Below are 20,494 nucleotides of genomic sequence, written 5' to 3' on the forward strand. Positions count from 1 at the left end.
ATTGCGCCTGGGCCGGCGCGGCTCGCCCATGCATGCGCTAAACACCCGCCTCCTGTGGCTGGGCCTCGTGCTCGCCACTCTTGTCAACGCCCCCGCCGCCCAGGTCCGCCCCGCCCGCGATCCCGCGGTCGAGGGACCGATCGTCGAGGAACTGCGGCGCGCCGCGCCCGCCGCCGCCGAGACCTTCGTGGCCGCCACCGCAGCCTTCGACGCCGACGACTACGCCAAGGCCGAGACGCTTTACCGCCAGGTGCTCGCGAGTCAGCCTGACTTCGATGCCGCGCTGCGGCGCCTGGGCGCCGCGGTCGCACGCCTCGGCCGGCGCAAGGAAGGCATGGAGCTGCTCGAACGTGCAGTCGCCGTGCGGCGCACGATGCCCAACCTGATCTCGCTCGCCCGCGAGCTCGCCTATCCCGACCACGGCGAGGCCACCCGCGCCGAGCGGGAACGAGCCCTCGAACTCGCCCTCGAGTGCCGCACGCTCCCGGGCGGCGACGACCGCGACGTGCTCGCCACCCTCGCCCAGCTCGGTTTCCAGCTCGACCGCCCTGCGGTGGCGAAGGCCGCGACCGAGACGTTGCTCCAGCGCCACCCTGACGATTTCGCCGCCCACTACTTCGCCGCGATCGTGGCTGCGATCGACGAGCACTGGATCCGCGCCTCGGATGAAATTCACCGCGCCCAGGAACTCGGACTCGACCCGGCAGCGGCGGAACGTTTTCTCGCCTCCGGCATCCGCTCGCGCGCCCTCGGCTGGCGCGTGGTGCAGGTCAGCCTCTGGGCCGTGGTGGCGTGGGTGGGCGGACTCGGTCTGCTTTACGTCGTCGGCTTCCTCCTCTCCCGCGCGACGCTGCGCCAGATCGAGGTCTCCGATCCGGCTGTTCCGGTGAACCCCGGCGAACTGCGCCTGCGGAAGTTCTACCGCGCCGTGCTCAACGTCGCGGGCATCTACTACTACGTCTCGCTCCCGATCGTGGCGGTGCTCGTCGTCGGGCTGTCCGGCGGCCTGGTCTACGGATTCCTGATGCTCGGCACGATACCGATCAAGCTGACGATCATCATCGTCATCGGCGCGGTCGCGACGGTGTGGGCGATGGGCCGCTCGCTCTTCCTGAAGGTGAACACCACCGACCCGGGCCGCGCCCTCCGGCGCGAAGAAGCGCCCCGGCTCTGGGAACTGGCCGAGAGCGTCGCGCACCGGCTGCAGACCCGCCCGGTCGACGAAATCCGGCTCACCGTCGGCACCGACCTTTGCGTCTACGAGCGCGGCACGTGGCGCGAGAAGATGCAGAACCGCGCCCAACGCGTGCTCGTCATCGGCGCGGCCGTGCTGAACGACTTCAAGCAGGAGCATTTCCGCAGCGTCCTCGCGCACGAATACGGCCACTTCGCCAACCGCGACACCGCCGGCGGCGACATCGCCCTGCGGGTGCAGAATGACATGATCAAGTTCGTGCACGCGATGGTCCGCGCCGGCCAGGCGACGTGGCTGAACGCCGCGTTTCACTTCCTGCGCTTCTACGACTTCCTGTTCCGGCGGATCAGCCACGGCGCGACCCGCCTGCAGGAGGTGTTGGCCGACCGCGTCGCGGCGCAGGCCTATGGCGCCGCGGCCTTTGAGGGCGGGCTCCGGCACGTGATCCGCGCCGCCGTCGACTTCGAGGCGCGCGCCGACCTCGAGGTCACCGCCGCGCGGGTGGACAAGCGCCCGCTGCGGAACCTCTACGACAACTCCATCGCGGCGCCGTCGCTCGTGGTGGAGAGAAATTTCGCGGACCTCATCAACCGGCCGACCACCGAGGACGACACGCATCCGGGACCGAACGATCGCTTCCGCCTCGTGCAACGCGTGCCCATCCCCGCCACCGATCCGCTCGCCGGCGACGTCTGGGATCTCTTTCACGACCGCGACGCGGTGCTGCGCGAGATGATGGAGACCGTGCAAAAGAACGTGGCCCTCAGCTACGCCTGAAGTTCGCCGGTTCCCCTGCCCATGCCCGAAACCGATCCCGCGCCCCGCGGCAATCCTCCGCCCCCGCCACCCGCCGATCCCGCGCCCGCACCCGCGGCGCCGCCGCCAAACTTCGAGTGGCTGCCGCCGGTCATCGGCACTGTGCGGCCGCCAACGCTCGCGCCTTCCGCACTCCAAGAGCCGCCGCCGCTGCCGCTGCAGCCACACCCGGAGGGCTCCGGCGCGCCCAAGGCGATCGGCCCGTGGCTTCTCACCGCCACCATCGCGACCGCCCTGCTGGTGACCGTGGTGGTGCTGCATGCCGCTCACCGTGATCCCCAGAACAGCGGCGTGGCCTATACCATCGGAATGTTGCTCGGCGCATTGGTGCTCTATCCCGCGGTGCCTCTCGGCATTCTCTCGCTCTTCCGACGTTTCCGCAACGGAAGGAGCCGGTGCATCATCTTGCTCTCCTGCTGGGCCCTGATCGCGCTGGCGCTCGTCAGCAATCCCGCGCACCGCAACGTCCCGCGGCGGGTCGGCAATCCGGCGGTGGCGGATCGCACCGCCACCCCGGCTCCAGCCGCCGGCCGGCCCGCGCTCCCCGCGAGTCTGACTGTTTCGCGCCCGCCTCCGGCCGCGTCATCCCGCGCCGCCTTCGACTTCTCGCGGGGCAGTGACGTCCGACTCATCAAGCAAATCGAGAACGCACAGGAATCGGCTTATCACGAGATCGTGCACGGCTACGCCGCGGCCTGCGCGGAACGGCCCGACGATGCGCTTCTCGCCCTCGAACGCGTGCGTTTCATCGAGCGCTTCGCCTACGCGGAGGATCTCACGTTCGCCTCCGCCGAATCGGACCTCGCCGAAGCGACAGCATACCTCGAAACCGCTTTCCCCGCGGCGCCCTCCACGCAACTCCACCAGTTGGAGCGGGCATACGGGGAGGCATTCGATGAGAAGGTCGACACCGTGTGGCCCGCCGTCGCGGGGTGGAACGCATCCGACCGCGCGCAATTCTGGCTGCTGCGCGCCCAGCGGGCCGCGGAGGGCTCACCGGAGGAGGACCGATTTGCCGCCAATGCCTTCGAGGCCAACCCGACGGCTGATGCCGCGTTGCGCCATGCGCGCGGTCTCTTGAAGAAATCCGATGTCACGGGGGCGCGGACCGTGCTGCTGCATCCCATCCTCGCCGACCTCCCCGAGTGGCAACAAAACCAGCGCCTGAAACTCTTGCTGGAGGCGGGAGCGGTAGCGGAAGGCATCGAATTGTGGGAGCGCCTGGAAAAATCGGCCCCGGCGCAGGTGCATACCACCGAAGTCGCGAAACTCCTCGCGCGCGCGGGGCGCATCGATCTCGCGCGTCAGACGTATGCGCGCATCCCCACGCAGAAATGGAACGCACGCACCGTCGCGCAGGAGCGCTTTGCCTTCGAACTCGAGCATGGCACCGGAGCGGAAGCGGCGACCGCCTATCGTGCGCTGCGCTCGGCCGGTTTCGAAGCTGATCCGTTCGCACGCGAGCGGATGTCGCTCCTGCTGAAGCATCCGCAGGCCGGCTGGCACCTCGACGAGGTCGGATCGTTTCTCGCGCTGGGATTTCTCACTCTGCTCGCCGCGATGCTACCACTCGTCGTTCTGGCTCCGGTTCACTACTGGGGACTGTGGCGGCGGGCTCGCGGACGTGTCGCCGAGTGGACGCTTTCCCCCTGGGGCCTCCGCGCGGCTTGGTTTGCACTGGCAGCAGTCGCGATCGGCGCGCTCGCCGGAATTTGGTGGTTCCAACCTGCGACGGTGCGGTCGTGGGTGCTCGAGGCACAAGCGCGGCCTCCGGTGCGTGCGCTGGCACCGCGTGAGCTGCTGGGACCAGTATTCGTCATGTGGTCCGTGGCGTTGTCGACAGTGGCGCTGCTGCTGCTGCTCGCGCGCAAAGGTAGCTTGCTCGGCCCGGGGAGTTGGTCCTGGGGCAAGGCCAGCGGGCTCGGCTGCGGACTCGCGCTGCTGCTCAAGGTCGGTCTCGGCGTCTACATCACGGTGTTGGGCCTGAAAGGGCTCGGCATGGCCGAAGTCACGCCATTGAGCACGCAGTTCTTCGGCACGGCGTATCGCACGCTCGGACCACTGGGATTCTGCGCGTTGGTCGCGGTGTTCGTGCCGATTTTCGAGGAAGCGCTCTTTCGCGGCATCTTGCTCGGCGCGTTCGCCAAGCACCTGCCCTTCTGGATCGCGAATGCGTTCCAATCACTCGTGTTCCTCGCGTTGCACGAGGAGATGCGCGTCGCGCCGTTTTTCTTTGCGTTGGCCTTCGTGAACGGAGAGCTGGTGCGACGCTCACGGGGTTTGCTGCCGGGAATCGTCGTGCACATCGTCAACAATGCGCTCGCGTGCATCTTCGTGATGACACGGGGAGGCGTTTAGCCGCGCCGCCAGAGGAAGAAGTCCGCGCTTGGGGACGAGTTCCGCGCAGGTGTCCGGAACGCCGGCGCGGGGCAATCAGTGAGGATCTTTCCCGACCGGCGGCGTGAGCCAGCCGTGACTGCGCATCCACTCGGCGGCGCGCTGCGGCCACTCGGATGTGGGGCCGTAGCCGGCGCGCAGGCCGAAGCCGTGCGGGCCTTTCTCGTAGAGGTGGAGCTCGGCGGGAACGCCGGCGGCGCGCAGCGCGCGGTAGAACGCGATCGAGTTCTCGAGCGGCACCGAGGTGTCCTCCTGCGTCGCGACGAGGAAGGCGGGCGGCGTGTCCTTCGTGACATGGCGGTCGACGGAGAGAAGGTCGAGCAGTTGGGGCGTCGGGTTCTTGCCGAGCAGCGCCTCGCGCGAACCGCGGTGAGTCGTCGCGTCGTCGGTGTAGACGACCGCATATTGCATCACAAGGAAGTCGGGGCGCGCGCTGATGGCATCGAGGGCGGCGCCGGTCTTGCCGTCGGGGTGATCGTAGAGCGTGCCGGCGCAGGCGACGAGGTGGCCGCCAGCCGACGAGCCGAACGCGCCGATGCGGTGCGGATCGATGCCGAACTCGGCGGCGCGCGAACGCACGAGCCGGACCGCGCGCAGCATGTCGCGCAGCGGCGCGGGATGGCCGTATTCCTTGAGCCGGTATTTGAGGATGAAGACGGAGACGCCGAGCGAGTTGAGCCACTTGGCCATGCCGTTGCCTTCGTTCGTCACGGCGAGACGCACGTAGCCGCCGCCGGGGCAGACGATCGCGGCCGTGCCGACGGCTTTGTCGGCGGGCGCGGGAAAATACGTGAGCGTGGGGACCTGGACGTTGTAGACGCGGTCGTCCTGCACGTATTCGTCGCCGGCGTGCGGCAAGGCGCCGGGCACGCCTTCGGGCCAGAGCGGGATGACGCGAGATTCGGCGGCAGCGGCGACGCCACGAGGCGCAGTGAACGCGACGATGAGCGCGGCGAGCAGGTAGAGCGAGGCGAGCGGACGGGTGATCATGGAAGGGAAAGAAGCCAGTTCACACGATGGTCGCCGACGTCCCGGCGGCGACAGCGAAGCACGTGCCACGTTCGCGGTGCCGCCGGGGAAGGCGGTGCCCACCCAGAACTACTCCGTGAGGTGCCTATTTTCTCTCGGAAGAAGCATGGTAGCCCGGCCTCTCCGAGGACGGATTTTGCATGCTCGCGTTCTGACTCCCGCGCCCGGAGGTCGCGGGCTACCGGGCAAGCGCACTTCCCGAACGGGGTAGTAGTTCTAGATCGCGTCGCGAAACGCGCAGGGAGCACGGTAAGGCAACGCTGGCGGATGGCGCACACAGTGAGCGGGCGGCGGGTTGCGGCCCGCCGCCGTTCAGTCGGAGAACATCAGAACGTCGTGCCGACGCTGAGGACGAACTGGCGCGGTTTGCCGCGGGATTGGTTCGCCGGGAAGTAGGTCTCGTCGGTGAGGTTCTTGATGTTGAGCGTCACGTCCCACGGCTGCTTGTTGCGTTTCCACGAGTAGCCGATGGCGGCGTCGAAGAGCGTGTATTCCGGGAGGAAGAGCGTGGGGTTGGCGGTGCGCTGGGCTTTCTGCGAGGTGTAGTTGCCGCCGCCAGCGATCCACAGGCCCTTGAGCGAGCCGTCGGTGAAGCTGTAGCGCGTCCAGAGGCTGGCGAGGCGCTCGGCGGAGCCTTCGGGCGTGGCGCCGAGGAGGAGGCGCACGGCTTCGTTGAAACCGGAGAGGTAGGACGCGTAGTCGCCGGAGACCTTCGGGTCGGTGGCGAGGCGCGGCGTGGGCAGCGTGACCTTCGTCGTGCGGATGTCCATCGACGTGTAGGTCGCGTAGATTTGCCAGTTGTCGCGCGGCGAGAGGGTGAACTCGAATTCGACGCCTTCGCTCTGGTCGACGGTGCCTTGTTTGCTGAACGTGACTTCGGTGGTGGAGAGCACGCCGCTGGTGTTGAGGCCGACGACGGGCTGGCGGACGGTGACGATGCGGTCGGCGCGTTCGAGGTGGAACCACGTCGCGGTGCCGGAAATGCGGCCGTTGAGGAAGTCGGTCTTGTAGCCGAACTCGTAGCCGAGGCCGCGCGTCGGGGCGGCGGGCGTGCGGATGGACTGCGGATTGGTCGACGTGTTGAGCGGGAGGTTCGGGTTGTAGTTCGGGTTCTCGATCGTGAGCGTGGTGCCGTCGACGAGGAAGGAGCGGCTGTAATTGGCGAAGAGCAGCGAGTCGCGCGTGATGTGCCAGCCGGCGCCGAACTGCGGCGTGGTCTTGTTGACGTCATAGGTGTAACCCGAAGCGCCGCCCGCGCGGTAGCGGTCGTAGCGCGCGCCACCGATGAAGATCAGGCGATCGTCGAGCGCCTTCGCCGTGAGGACGCCGTAGTAGGCGTCTTCGCGTCCGCGCGTGAAACCGCCGGCGCTGCTGACGGGGAGCGCGAACTCGTCGTAGTTGGCGGAGCGATCCCAAGTGGATTGGTCGAAGTAGTTCCACGGCGTGAAGGGCAGCGCGTTGTCGGTGGCGCTGTAGTTGCCGTAGGAAGAACTGGAACTGAGCGTCATGCCGCCGCCGCTGCGCGAGTATTGGCGATAGGCGCCGAAGAGCGGGTTGAGCTTGATGCCGGCGAACTCGTATTTGCCGGAGAGATCGACCTGGTAGGTGTTGTAACCGTCGGCGCTGGTCTGGATGCGCTTGCGGCGGTTGAGGAGCACGCTCGCGGTCTTCGTCGGGTCGTTGAGGACGGCGCTGGGGTTCGCGAGGTATTCGTGGAGGTAGTCGAAATACGAAGTCGTCGACGTGCGATAGGCGGCGGTCGGCGTGACGTCCCACTGCGCGAGGCCGGTGAGCTTGTAGAGGACGCTGCGGGCGTTCCAGCTGTAGTTGGCGCGCGCGACCCAGTGGTCGCCGATCTGGAGATTCATCTCGGCGTTGAAGTTCTCGTAGTCGGCTTTCTTGTAGTCGTGGTCGCCCTGATAATTGAAATCGCGATCGATCGGCGGCATGCCGAGGAAGCCGAGGTTGATCGAGCCGGCGTCGAAGAGGCCCTGCTGGTAGCTGCGGTCGGAGACCTTCACGAAGGTCGAGGCGCTGGGCGCGGCGTTGAAGCCGGCGATCTGCACGTTCGGCTGCATGCCGACGGGCGGCTCTTCGCGACGACTGAGTTTCTCGTAGTCGAGGACGAGCGAGAGTTTCTTCGTGACCTGAAACGCGAGCGACGGCGCGACCAGCCAGGTGTGGGTGTCGCCGGTGACGGCCCACTTCGGGTCCTGATTCCAGGAGCCGATGACGCGCGCGGCGATGCGGTCGGTGATGGGCTGGTTGACGTCGGCGACGACGCGATAATCGCCTTGGTCGCCGATGGAGGTTTTCAAATTGAAGAACGCACGCTTGGTCGTGGGGCGCTTCGTGATGTAGTTCACGGTGCCGCCGGGCACGATCTGGCCGTAGAGGAGCGAGGCCGGGCCCTTGATGACTTCGACGCGCGCGACGTTGGCGCTGTCGGTGTTGCGGTTGCCGGCAAAGCCGTTACGCTGCGGCGGCACGTCGCCGTCGAAGCCACGGATCGAGAAGCGATTGTTGCCCGCGACGAAGCTCTTGTCGCCACTGGTGACGGACGGCGCGTAACGGAGCACGTCCTGCAGATCGAGCGCGCCGAGGTCGTTGATGAATTGCTCGGTGAACGCGCTGACGGCGAACGGCAGATCCTTGATCGGCGTGTCGATGCGCGTCGCCGAGACGGAGTTCGCGGCGCGGTAACCGACGTCCTTGTCGGTCGACACGGTGAACGTCGGCAGCGTGACGACGCTGTCGTCGCGCGCTGGGGCGGCCTGCTGCGCGAACGCGAGCGGGGACAACAACGCGAACACCGGCAGGGCGAGGCGCCAGCCGGTGGTAGAACGTCCGGTAGAACGTTTGACGGATTGGGGTGTATTCGTGGTCATTGCGAAAGGTGCCGGAAGCACACGGGTTTTCGGTTGGGGGAGAACGACTGGACGCTCAGGTCCGGTCAGAAACAGCAGTCGAGGTGTCGAGTCGGCGGATCGTGCCGCACAGTCCGAACACCGCAGCGATACCCAAGGGCACGAGGGCCGCGCCCATGAGGAAAACGGGGACGTAGCTGATGCGGCTCAGCGCCGGCACGAGCCAGGTCGAGAAAACCAACACGCCGAACACCGCGCTCATGCCGCCGACGCCAGCCACGGTGCCGACGGACGAACCGGCGAAGAAGTCGCTCGGGAGCGTCTGGATGTTGTTAATCATGACTTGGAATCCGCAGAGGACGACCGCGATGGCCAGCACCGCCACGAGCGGCGACGGCGCGAAGGCCCCCGCGAGGAAACCGGGCAGCGTCAACACGCCGCCGAGCAAGATGACGCGTTTGCGCGCCTGATCGACGGACCAGCCGCGACCGATGAGATGACCGGACATCCAGCCGCCACTGAGGCTGCCGATAACGGCGCCGACGTAGGGCACCCACGCGAAAAGCCCGATCGACTTCACATCGAAACCGAAGCGATCCGCCAAGTAGATCGGCAGCCAGTTCACGAACAGCCACCAGATCGGATCGAGAAAGAAACGCGAAACGATCACGCCCCACGTCGCGCGAAATTCGAGCAGCGAGCGCAGCGAAGCCGCGGGCGCGGTCGGCACCGCGACGGCAGCGGCCGGAGTGTTCGCGGGACGTTCGCCGAGAATGTGCGCGCGTTCCTCGGGCGAAACCCACGGGTGCTTGTCCGGCGTCGAGCGGGCGAGAATCAACCACGGCGCGAGCCAGAGAAACCCCAAGCCGCCCACGACGACAAACGTGGCGCGCCAGCCGAAATGCGCGAAGAGCAGCGCGATCAACGGCGCAGAGACGACCGCACCGAGCGACGCGCCGGCGTTGAAAATGCCTTGGGCGAGCGCCCGCTCGTGGCGCGGGAACCATTCGGCGACCGCCTTCGTCGCGCCGGGCCAGTTGCCCGCCTCGCTGAAGCCGAGCACGCCGCGGGCGAGCGAGAGCGTGGCGAGGCTGCGCGCGAGCGCGTGTCCGGCGCAGGCGATCGACCACACCGTCACCGAGAGCACGAAACCGAAGCGCGTGCCGACGCGGTCGAAGATGCGGCCCGAAACCGCCTGCCCGAGCGCGTAGCAGACCATGAACGCGGAAACGATGTTCGCGTAGTCGCTTTTCGAGAGGTTGGTGTCGGCGGAGATGCTCGGCCACATCACCGCGAGCGAGGTGCGATCGACGTAGTTGATCACGGTCGCGACCGCGATCAGGCCGATGATTCCCCAGCGGAGATGGGTGCGTTGCGGCATGAGCTAATTTTTCGGCAGGAATTCGGCGCGCATCGGCGAGAAGACATCGACGAGCACGCCGGCCTCGATCGCGGTGGCGCCGTGGAGGACGTCGGACGGGATGTAGTAGAAATCGCCGGCGCGCAGCACGCGCTCCTCGCCGCCGATGTGCACGCGAAACGCACCCTCTTTCACGAACGTGATCTGCACGTGCGGATGGCGGTGAAGCGCACCGACAGCACCGGCCGTGAACTCGACATAGGCGGCCATCAGCTGGTCGCCGTAGGCCATCACCTTGCGTCGCACTCCCCCGCCCTGCTCCTCCCAAGGGATGGAATCGAAGGCGATGAAGAGCTGTTCCTTTTGAACGAACATCGGAGGATGCATCGGGAAAATCAGTCGCGGCGGAGTGCGGCGTTGCCGGTCCACATGTAGGTTTGGCCGTCCGCGTCGATGCGATGCTCGGCTTGCGCATCGGCGGCGCGGTTGGTGATCATCAACGTCCACGCGAGGCCATCCTTGCCCGTGATGGCGACGACCGTGCCTTCGTCGGTGGACGCGACGACGCGGACGGATTGCACCGTCGGAAAACCGCCCGTCGTGAACTCCTTCGTGCCGTCCCAAACGCCGTGGGGCTCGAGCACGCTCGCAAAAACGTGATTCGCGGCGCGCGTGCGCAGCATGAAGGCCGCTTCGTTGCGCAGGTTGAAATTCGGATCGTTCGCGCCAATGCGCGTGAGCACGAGCTGCGTCTTCGCGTCGGCGGACGACGTGACCGTGTAGTAGCGGCTGCCGTTGATCCAGGTGAACTGCACGGGGCCGGTCGCGACGCCCTCGCCTTCGAGCCAGAGATGCTCGTAGCCGTGGGATTTGCCGAGCGGCTTGCGCTCGGTGGTGGCGATTTTCACCGGGACGTTCGTCGAGAGGAAATGGCCCTGATAGTAGAACGGCAGATCGTAGTCGTGCTCGGTCGCGGAGGTCGAGCGGAGCACATCGACGAGCACCGGGAAGGGGAGCTTCGGATCGCGCACCATCGCGATCGTGCGCTGCATCGCGACGCCTTTGACGGCGGTGGTGTCCCGCGCGCTGACGATCTGGAAACTCGCGTTGCTCACGTCGAAGAAGTGCGCGTCGGAATGCTGGAGCTCAGCCGCATCGTAGTCGCCGCCGTATTGCGTGGTGCGGTCGACGACGAGGGCGTTGTGCGCGACGGTTTGCTTGGCGTAGGACTTGTTTTCCTTCAGATAGCGGCCGCCCCACTTCTGCTCAACGTTCACCCAGCGCGCGGAGCCGTAATCGGAGAGGATCTCGCGGCCCTGATCGTAGTAGATGACGCTGAGCTTGTCGTAATGGCCGTGCTCCATGCCGAAGGCGGAATACTTCAGCAGCGCAAGCGACTGGCTGTTGCCAGACGACGCGCGCAACACGCCAACGCCGCCGTCGGCGCCATGCGGACCGTCGCCGTAGGCGACGCTGCGATACTTAAAAGCGGGCGGCTGCGGCGTGGCGACGAGCGCCTGCGCGACGGCGAGGCCGGCGGCATTGAGGGCGACGGAGCCCTGGCGCTTGGCAATGTCGAGCAGGTGCGGGTCGCGGCCGTAGTGGATGTAGGCCCAGTCGACCGCGAGCGGGATCTCCGGCGACTGGAAGGTTTTCTCCTTCATCGCATCATTGAAGGGGATGAACTCGCCGTTGAGGTAAGTGAGCTGGAGGAGCGAATCCACCGCCTTGCGCAGCACGCTGTCGCGGCGCGCGAAGACTTTCAGTTCCGGCTGGTTGTTCTCGATCACCTGCGCGAAGACGTAGAACGGCATGATGACGTAGCGCGCGTAGTAGGGTCCTTCGCAGTAATAGCCGTCGGGCGCGTAGAGCTCGTCGAGCTGCTTGAACCAGCCGCCGGTCTTACCGTCCATTTTCGAACCGTAGAGTGCTTTCTTGACGAGTTCGTCGTCGCCCATGACGTAGCCGGCCATGCCGACCGCCGTGGCGGCCCATGTGCCGTGATTGTGGATGCGGTCGAATTCGTGCGCGCGCTCATCGGCGAGGAAATGCGCCATCGGTTCGAAGATGTGCGTCTCGAAATTCTTCCGCTCGTCCGTCGTGAGCGTGTCGTAGATGCAGTCGTAGGCCTGCGACGTGTGCACGAGCCAGACGCACTCGTTGAGGCTCTGATGAAACAGGCGACCGGGAGACGAACTGGCGGCGGCCGGATGGTTGCCGAGCGTCGGATAGAGCACGGCATATTTTTCCAGCATCGCCTTCACGAAAGCCGCATAGCGCGCCTCGCCGGTGATCTGGTAAAGAAAGCCGGCGAGCTGCATCTCGGCGTAGTTCGCCTTGTGGCGCTCGTGGGTGAAGCCGGCGGCGTCCTTCGGCTGCGGCACCAGGATCGGCGCCGCGAGCGCGCGCTCGACGCGCTCCTTCGCCTCGGCGTAGGCCCGGTCGAACAGCGGCGCGTGGCCCAGCGACGCGCGGATATCCTTCACTTCGGCGGGTGTCAGCAACAGGCGCGGATGCGTGCCGACGGCGAAGGCGACAAGCTGCGCCGCGAGCACGGCGCTGAAAACGAAGGCGGAGCGCAGGAGCTTCATGGCGCGCTCAGGCGAAGAAAATGCCACCGTTGATCTCGAGCGACTCGCCGTTGACGAACGACGCACGGCTCGACGCGAGGAACGCGATCGCTTCGGCGACCTCGTCCGCCCTGCCCTCGCGCCCGAGCGGCGTCATGCCCGCGACGCGCTGCCGCACTTCGGGCTTGGTGAAGGTGTCGTGGAACTGCGTCGCAATCATGCCGGGCGAAACGCAGTTCACGCGAATGCGGCGCGCGCCGAGTTCCTTGGCCATCGCGCGCGTGAAGTTGGAGACGCCCGCCTTGGCCGTCGCGTAGGCGCTCGCGCCGGGACCGCCGCCGTCGCGCGCGGCTTGCGAGGAGACATTCACGATCGTCGCGCCGTCCGGCATCAGCGGCAGCGCGGCCTTGGTGACGAGGAACACGCTCTTGAGGTTGAGGGCCATCACCTGGTCCCAAAACGCCTCGTCCATGTCCGCGATGGTCTTCCGCGCGACGAGCCCGCCCGCGAGATTCACCAGGATATCGATGCGACCGTTGCCCGCCTGACCGGCGGTTTCCACCACGCGCGCCACGTCGGCCGCGACTGCGATGTCGCCTTGGGCGAGCACGCCTTTGCCACCGGCGGCCTCGATCAGGCGCAGCGTCTCGTCGGCTTGCTCGCGATTGCTGCGATAATTCACGACGACCGTCGCACCGAGCTGCGCCAGGCGCACCGAAGTGGCCCGGCCGATGTCACGAGCGCCGCCAGTGACGAGCGCAGTTTTGCCTTGGAGTTCGAGCATGAGAGCGAGGGGTTGATGCGAGGTGACGAACAGCTTTTTCGGGGAACGCGGGGAAGTTGCGAGGTTGGCTTGGTTCAGTCAATCGTTTTAGTGTAACGTTTGACTTTTCTCGCAAGGCCACCTCCAGAAATCATCTATCGTTTCCCCAACATGCAGCCCATAAGACGCTTCCAGCTGCATGCAAGGCTCCGTTGCGCCGTCAAAAACCCGGACGCCCCGTCGAGCGCCGCAACACGAGTTCCGGCGTGAGCGTCAGATGTGCCGGCGGCTCGGCGTGCTTCCCCTCCATGCGATCGATCAGGAGCTCGACGGCCGATTTCATCAGCTCCACCAAAGGCTGACGGACCGTCGTGATCGGCGGATCCATGATCTCGCAGAGGTGGATGTCATCGAAACCCACGACCGAAATGTCGCGCGGGATGCTCAATCCGAGCTCCCGGCAGCCGGCGTAGATGCCGACCGCCGTCATGTCGTTGATCGCAAAAAATGCCGTGGGCGGCTCCGGCTGTTTCAGCAACGCGACCGCAGCAGCGCGCCCGATCTCGGTGACAACCTCCTCGTCGTCTCCGGCCTTGGCGTTTCCGGTCCACTCCAAGCGCGCGTCCGGCACGATGCCCGCAGAGCGCAAAGTGTCGCGATACCCGTCCAGGCGGTCGCGACGATTCGCGGAATTGATCGGTCCGGACACGAACGCGATGCGGCGATGCCCGAGCGACAGGAGGTGCTCGATGGCGAGCTTCGCGCCGAGACCGTTGTCCACGCGCACACTGTCGAGTTCGAGCCCGGCATCGTTCAGGGTCAACCGGTCGAACGCCACCGCCTGCAAGCCCCGCTTCACCACGCCGGCCATGTGGCGCAGTGACAGCGGCGACGAGCCGAGGATCACGCCGCGGATGCCGCGCGCGAGCATCGACTCCACATAGCGCTGTTCGCGCTCGGGATTGCCCTCGGCGTTGCACAACAGCACTTGGTAATTTTTTGCCATCGCCGCGTGCTCGACGCAGCGCGCGAACTCGCCCCAAAACGGATTCGCCACCGTCGGCACGACGAGCCCGATGGTCGGCACGTAACCGGTCTTCAGCGCGCGGGCCATTTCGTTGGTCGAGTAGCCGAGATCGGCAACCGCCTTCAGCACGCGCTCCTGCGTGTCCGGACGCATGCGGTCGAGTTTGCCGTTGAGCACGAGCGACACCGTCGACGTGGAGACGTTCGCCGCCTTCGCGACGTCGTGAATCGTGACTCGTCCCACCGGTTTGCTCGCCATCGGATGCGTTGATACCAGAAGCCTGTCGAACGGCAAGCGAGGTGTGCGACGCGGTCTTTTCTCCGAGGCGCGCGCGAGACACGCGCACTCCCCCATCCACCTCGTTTCACCCACACCTGCCCCCACAGCGAGTGAAACAACTCACGTCGCCAACGTGAGTCGCCCCCCGAATTTGTAACCTAATAGGTTACAATTCCGCTGGGGCACTCGGCGGAGATGGTCACGCTTTAAGTGACAATCGATGCCGCGGTGCTCGCGCTGGAACGGGCGGAATGTGGCGCCGACGCGGGGACGGCAGAACAAAGAAGCCCGCGTTTCCGCGGGCTCGTTGCGCCGGTCGCGCGCAGCGGCGCATGAGCGCCGTGGCGGAAGCGAATCGTTATGCCTCGACCGTCTTCGGCTTCGCGTTGCGCACGGCGTCGGCGACGGTCGTCGGCAGGGCCTCGGCCTCGCCGCTGACCTTGTCGAACTTCATCGAGAGCGTGCGGGACACGCCGCGCTCCTGCATCGTGACGCCGTAGATCGCGTCGGCGGCGGCGATGGTGCTCTTGTTGTGCGTGATGATGATGAACTGCGAGCTGTCGACGAACTGCTTCAGCAGGTTCGTGAAGCGGTGAATGTTCGACTCGTCGAGCGGCGCGTCGAGTTCGTCGAGCAAGCAGAACGGCGACGGCTTCACCATATACAGCGCGAACAGCAGCGCGACGGCCGTAAGCGTCTTCTGCCCGCCGGAGAGGAGCGTGATGCCCTTGAGCTTCGTGCCCGGCGGCTGCGCCACGATCTCGATGCCGCTCTCGAGCGGGTCCTCGGCCGTGACAAGTTCGATCTCCGCGCGGCCGCCGCCGAACAGGATGTTGAACGTGTAGGCGAAGTTCTTCCGGATCTGCTCGAAGGTGACCTTGAACTGCTCGAGCGACGTGTGGTTGATGTCGTCGATCGCCTTGAGGAGCGCGGTCTTCGCGTTGGTCAGGTCATCGACCTGATTCTTGAGGAACTCATAGCGCTGCTTCAGTTCGGAATATTCCTCGATCGCGACGAGATTGACCGCGCCCATCGAGCCCAGCCGCTGACGCAGCGCGTCCACCTCGGTCTTGATCGCGGTCCAGTCGGTATTCTCGAGCGCGGCCAAGTCGCCCTCGGTCGGATCGCTCTTGTTTTCCTTTTTCTTTTTCCGGCGCGCCGGCTTCGCGGCCGCTTCGGGAGCGGTCGCGGCATTCGGGTCCGCAGGCACCTCGGCGCTGGCGACGACCGGCTCCGCGGGCGCGGCGGCGGGCAAGGCCGGGGCCGCGGCGCTCTCGTCCTCTTCATCGAGGTCGAGATCCTTCATGCCCTCCGGCTCGTCGTCGGAGTGCCAGAGAAGTTTTTTCCAATCGAGAGTTGAGACGTCGGTCTGGAACTCGTGCGTCACTTCCTCGACGAGGAACTGCACGCGGGCGCGCGTCTCGGCGACCTTCACCTCGGTGCGGGAAAGCTCGGACATCGCGCTCTCCGCTTCGGTGCGGATCGAGCTCATGCCGGCCTCGCCGGAATTGATCTCGGATTCGATCGACGTGAGTTCGTTGCGCACCGATTCCACGTTCTGTTGCGCGATCGCGAGCGTCGTGCCGATTTCCTCGGCGCGGGCGCGCTGGCCGGCGGCCTCGTTCTCGAGTTGGGAAACCTGTTCGTTCCACGTCTCGATCTCGATCTGGCGCTCGTCGTGGAGGTCGGCGAGCTGCACGCGGCGACGCTCCATTTCGGAGAGGCCGCGATCCAGCACTTCGACCTTCTGGCGGCGTTCCGCGAGTTCGAGGCGGGCTTGCGCGAGGGATTCCTTCTTCTGGTCGCGCTCGGCGCGCTTGCCGGAAATCTCCGCTTCGGTCTGCGCGATTTTCTGCTTCTGCGCCTCCACCTCGGCCTGGGCCTCGGTGAGCTGCGCCTGCGCCTTGGCGTGGCGGGCGAGCGCTTCCTGGTGGTCGCGCTGCAAGTTCGCCAGCTCGTTCTGCATGCGGCCGAGGCGATTCGCCGCCTCGTCGTGCGAGCGTTGGGCGTTTTTCTCCTCGGTGTGCAACGACGCGGCGTGCTGCGACGCGGCGAGCACGTCCTTGCGCTTCTGTTCGAGATTCTGCTCCGCCTCGACGAGGGCGGTGTTCAACTTCTCGATCAGCGCCTTTTGCTCGTCGTGCGCGGCTTGCTCGGCGACGACGGCCTTGCCGGTCTCGCGGAGATCGACCTCGCGTTGCACGATCGAGTTGGCGGGCTTCTTGTGGTGGCCGCCGTAAATGAGACCACGACGGTCGACGAGATCGCCGCGGGGCGTCGCAACCATCAGGAAGCTGAAGGTCGGGTTCGCCTTCCAGAAATCAAGGAACGCGCCGAGGTCGTCGGCCACATAGCACGCCGAGAGGAGCGCCGCCGCCGGATGCGATGGCTCGAGGTTGGCGACGGCGTCGGTCGCGGGCTTGAGCCCGGCCGGCAGCTCGCCGTTCGAGGCGCCGCCCACGAAACCGGGCACCTGCAGGCACACGCTGCCGACTTGGTCGGTTTCGAGCTGGGCGAGAATCTTGCGGGCGGTGTCGACGTCGGCGACCGAGATGGCTTCGACCGACGAGCCGAGCAGCGCCTCGACGGCCTTGGCCCACTCGGCGCGCACCTCGAGTCCCTGCGTAATCGGGACGAATTTCTGCTCGCCGAAGATCGCCGCGAAACGACCCTGCAGGATCGCCTTCGCACCTTCGCCGAAGCCTTCCCACTTCTCGTGGAGCTGCTGGAGCAGCTTCAGGCGCGCGGTCTTCTGGGCGAGATTGCGGTCGATCTCCTGCAGGCGGCGCTGGCCTTCGCGGAAATTCTTCGTCGCGTCCTGCAACGCCACGTGGGCGGCTTGCGCCTCGTTGTTCTGGCGGCTCTGCTCGGCACGAGCTTCCTCGACGCGCGTGCGCGCCTCGTTCAGCGCCTGCGCGGCGGCCGCGACCGCCTGGCGGACTTCCTCGAGGTCGGCGCCGACCTGATCGTATTTGTGCTGGCTGGTGCGGGCATCGACCTCGAGCGACGAGCTCTCGGTGATGTGTCGCGCGACCGCGCTCTCGAGTTGGAGGAGATGAAACTTGTCCTGACCGAGCGCCTGCTCGACGCGCGTGAGTTCGCCTTCGAGAACCGCGAGCTCACGGTTGCGCTCCTGGAACACCGCGTCGGAGCTGCCGAGCAGCGAGAGCTGCATCTGCTTGTCCTGCGCGCCGGTGTCGACCTGCGAGGCGAGCTCGCGGATCTGCATCTCGAGTTCGGCGAGGTCGTCGTTGCTCGAGGCGAGGCGCTCGGCGAGTCCCTGGCGCTTCACATGCGCCATGTTGGCGGCGTTCTCGGCCTGCTCCTTTTGCGAGCGAAGATCGAAGACCGCCTGCTGGGCGTCCTGCACGCGCTGCATGAGCGCGGAGCGGTGCGCCTTGCGCTCATCGAGCGCGCGCGTGCGCTCGTCGAGCGTGCCGCGGCGCGTGTCGGCGTCGTGCTGCAGCCCGCTGACGCGGCCCTCGAGCTCGGCCAGCGCCGTGGACATCTGCATCCAGTGGTAATTGCCGTGGGCAAGCGCGAGGTGGCGGAGGCGGAAGCTGAGGCGCTTGTAGCGCATCGCCTTCGCGGCCTGGCGGCGGAGCGAGCCGATCTGGCGGGCGACTTCGTTGATGACGTCGGACACGCGCGCGAGATTCTGCTCGGTGAGCGCGAGCTTGTTCATCGCCTCGCGGCGCTGGCTCTTGTATTTCGTGATGCCAGCGGCCTCCTCGAACACCACACGGCGCTCCTCGGGCTTCGACGACAGGATCTGGTCGATCTGGCCCTGCGCCATGATCGAGTAGCTGGTCCGGCCAATGCCGGTGTCCATGAAAAGCTTGTGGATGTCCTTCAGGCGGCACGGCTGGCCGTTGAAGTAATACTCGCTCTGCCCGTCGCGGTGGACGCGGCGCATGATCTCGATCTCGTGGAACTCGCTGCCGAGCGCCTTTTCGCACTCGGTGAGAAGCAACGAGACTTCGCAGAATTGCGACGGCTTGCGCGTGTCCGCGCCCTCGAAGATGACGTCCTGCATCTTGCCGCCGCGGAGAGCCTTCGCGCTCTGTTCGCCGAGCACCCAGCGGATCGAGTCCGCGATGTTGGATTTTCCGCAGCCGTTCGGCCCGACGATGGCGGTGACGCCGGGTTGGAAATTCAGGGTCGTCTGGTCGGCAAAACTCTTGAAACCGTTAAGCTTGAGCGCGCGGAGATGCATTGAGCGGAAAGTGAATAAGTGAGGCTCCGGCCTCACCGTCGGCAACGGAAAAAACACGGCCACCCGGACAAGATATTCACAGCCGAAAAGCCTCGCGTTTTCTTCCTCCGTCGGTTGGTCCGCGCCGCTCGCAACGGGAGCGACAGGACGCAGATTTTCTCCGCGCCAACGCAACCTGGCGCGCCCGCCGGCGTCTGACAGCGCGAACGAATTTTCTCCCTGTGGTTTCCTCCAGCGCCACCACCGTTTCCTCCCGCGGCTTCGCCCGTTGGTCCCCGGCCGGCCTCGCGGTGCTCTGCGCCGCCGCCATCGCGGCGCGCGCCACGCTGCAGTTCGGCACTCCCCTCGCCCCGGGCATGAACGGCGCGTATTACTTCGTGCAAGCGCGCGCGCTGCTCGAACACGGCCGGCTCGGCATCCCGGACCTGCCGCTGACCTTCTGGCTGCAAGCCGGACTCGCCCGCCTGCTGGCCGCGCTCACAGGTTGGCCGCAGGACGAAGCGATCGTATTCGCCGTGAAATTCGCCGACTCCGTGCTGCCGCCGCTCGTGGCGTTGCCGCTCGCGTGGCTCGGCGCGCGCTGGCAGCGTGCGGACGGACGACCGTCGCTCACCGCCGCGCTGGCACCAGCCGTCATCGCCAGCGCCAGCGCCGCACCGCTGTCGATGGTGGGCGATTTCCAAAAGAACTCGCTCGCGCTCGTGTGGCTCGCCGGCACGGCGTGGGCGGCGCACCGGTTCCTCAGCGGTCCGACGCTAGCGCGCGCCGCAGCCGTCGTGGCGGGACTCGTCCTGTTGGGCCTGACGCATGTCGGGGTGCTGGGCGCCGCGCTCGTTTTCCTCGCGGTGCTGGGTGCCGTCGCGACCGTCACGGCACCGGCCGGCGTGCGACGCCGCGTGCTCATCGTCGCGATCGCGGGCGGCGTCGCGCTCGGCGCGGCGACCGCCGTGACCTTCCGCTACGACCCGGCGCGCGTGCAACGACTCTGGCGCGCCGTCACCGAGCCTTCCAGTATGGCCAGCGAAACCCGCGGCCCGCGCGGCGCCCGCGGCTTCGGTCCGCCGCCGGGTTTCGCGCCACCCGATGGCCGCGTCGACGCAACCGACCGCGCTCATCGCGGTCCGCCGCCCGGCTTCGCACCGCCGGGTGCGCCCGGTCGCCCCGGCGGAGCGATGCGCGCGGCGCCGCGCGTGCTTTTCATCGCCGTAGGTCTCGCCGCGCTGCTGGGCGTCTTCCTGCGCTGGCGGCACTTGCCGGCGGCCGACCGCGCGCTGGCCCTCGCCGCCGGCGCGAGCGCAGTCGTGCTCGGCGGGGGATTTTTCGACGAACAGAAATCCGAGCGCCTCATGCTCATCGCCGTCGTGCCGGCGGCGATCGCAGCGTCGTTCCTGTTCGCGCAAATCCGGCGCGGATTCCCGCGCGTGGCGCTCGGCGTCATCGTAGGCTGCATCGCCGCGCTGACCGGCGCGCTCTACGTCGGGCGCGGCGCACGGACGATCCTAACCGTCGAGCAGCGCGACGAACTGCGTGCGCTCGCGCCGCTCATCGCCGCCCCCGACCGCACGCTCGTCGTCGCGCATCACGGGCTCGAATGGTGGACCGCCTGGACGTTGCGCACTCACATCGCGCAGCCCATGGCCGTGAGTCGCGAGGACTGGCAGCGCTACGAGCATGTCTATTACCTGAGTGAAAAGTCCGGCGTCCCGCACGGCCGGGGTGGACCGCCCGGAGCGATCGGTGCGTCGAGCTTCGGGCCGCCGCCGGGCATGGGTCCGGAAGGTGCGACGCCGGAAGACGCCGTCACCGTCCACGATGGCCCGCTCTTCACGCTCTCCCGTGTCGATGAGGCGCCGGAAGACCAGCCGACCGACGCCGAAGTGCGGGCGCAGCGATTGAAGCGCCAATGATAAGTGAGCCGCGCGGCGGTTAATCCCGGCTACTGTCGGCGCGGTGGGCTTGCCGCGCCCGCGAACGC

The 20,494-nt window shown here is 66.8% G+C and carries 11 protein-coding genes; 3 read left to right on the forward strand and 8 right to left on the reverse strand.

All coding sequences use genetic code 11. The features are described 5' to 3' along the window. Positions 1–67 precede the first annotated feature (67 nt). The gene (locus KF715_03930) at positions 68–1,972 is read left to right on the forward strand and encodes a tetratricopeptide repeat protein (GenBank protein MBX3735817.1); all 1,905 of its coding nucleotides are present in this window, start codon (positions 68–70) and stop codon (positions 1,970–1,972) included. Positions 1,973–1,993: 21 nt separating this feature from the next. Then, positions 1,994–4,369, forward strand: coding sequence for a CPBP family intramembrane metalloprotease (locus KF715_03935; GenBank protein MBX3735818.1), 2,376 nt, complete (start codon positions 1,994–1,996; stop codon positions 4,367–4,369). Between the two features lie 75 nt (positions 4,370–4,444). On the opposite strand, the gene KF715_03940 is transcribed toward KF715_03935, so the two are convergent. The 8 genes from KF715_03940 to smc all read right to left on the reverse strand — a co-directional run bounded on the left by KF715_03940 (position 4,445) and on the right by smc (position 18,519). Beyond that, positions 4,445–5,398 carry an alpha/beta hydrolase gene (locus KF715_03940; protein ID MBX3735819.1) on the reverse strand — a complete coding sequence of 318 codons (954 nt, stop codon included), beginning with the start codon at positions 5,396–5,398 and terminating at the stop codon, positions 4,445–4,447. Between the two features lie 365 nt (positions 5,399–5,763). Continuing rightward, entirely contained in the window at positions 5,764–8,325 is a 2,562-nt protein-coding gene (locus tag KF715_03945) for a TonB-dependent receptor (protein MBX3735820.1), read from the reverse strand. 55 nt (positions 8,326–8,380) lie between these two features. Then, positions 8,381–9,685 (reverse strand): MFS transporter, encoded by a 1,305-nt coding sequence (locus KF715_03950; GenBank protein ID MBX3735821.1) that lies wholly within the window; start codon positions 9,683–9,685, stop codon positions 8,381–8,383. 3 nt (positions 9,686–9,688) lie between these two features. Next, complete coding sequence (locus tag KF715_03955; protein ID MBX3735822.1) at positions 9,689–10,051, reverse strand: cupin domain-containing protein; 363 nt, start codon at positions 10,049–10,051, stop codon at positions 9,689–9,691. Positions 10,052–10,059: 8 nt separating this feature from the next. Then, the gene (locus tag KF715_03960) at positions 10,060–12,255 is read right to left on the reverse strand and encodes a heparinase II/III family protein (protein MBX3735823.1); all 2,196 of its coding nucleotides are present in this window, start codon (positions 12,253–12,255) and stop codon (positions 10,060–10,062) included. A 7-nt stretch (positions 12,256–12,262) separates the two neighbouring features. Next, the gene (locus KF715_03965; GenBank protein MBX3735824.1) at positions 12,263–13,018 is read right to left on the reverse strand and encodes an SDR family oxidoreductase; all 756 of its coding nucleotides are present in this window, start codon (positions 13,016–13,018) and stop codon (positions 12,263–12,265) included. Between the two features lie 199 nt (positions 13,019–13,217). Next, positions 13,218–14,282, reverse strand: coding sequence for a LacI family DNA-binding transcriptional regulator (locus tag KF715_03970; GenBank protein ID MBX3735825.1), 1,065 nt, complete (start codon positions 14,280–14,282; stop codon positions 13,218–13,220). 379 nt (positions 14,283–14,661) lie between these two features. Further along, complete coding sequence (gene smc, locus KF715_03975) at positions 14,662–18,519, reverse strand: chromosome segregation protein SMC (GenBank protein ID MBX3735826.1); 3,858 nt, start codon at positions 18,517–18,519, stop codon at positions 14,662–14,664. Between the two features lie 221 nt (positions 18,520–18,740). Here smc and KF715_03980 point away from each other — a divergent pair, with 221 nt between their 5' ends. Next, complete coding sequence (locus tag KF715_03980; GenBank protein MBX3735827.1) at positions 18,741–20,426, forward strand: hypothetical protein; 1,686 nt, start codon at positions 18,741–18,743, stop codon at positions 20,424–20,426. Positions 20,427–20,494: the final 68 nt, after the last annotated feature.

The sequence above is a fragment of the Candidatus Didemnitutus sp. genome, assembly GCA_019634575.1.
GTDB lineage: Bacteria > Verrucomicrobiota > Verrucomicrobiia > Opitutales > Opitutaceae > Didemnitutus.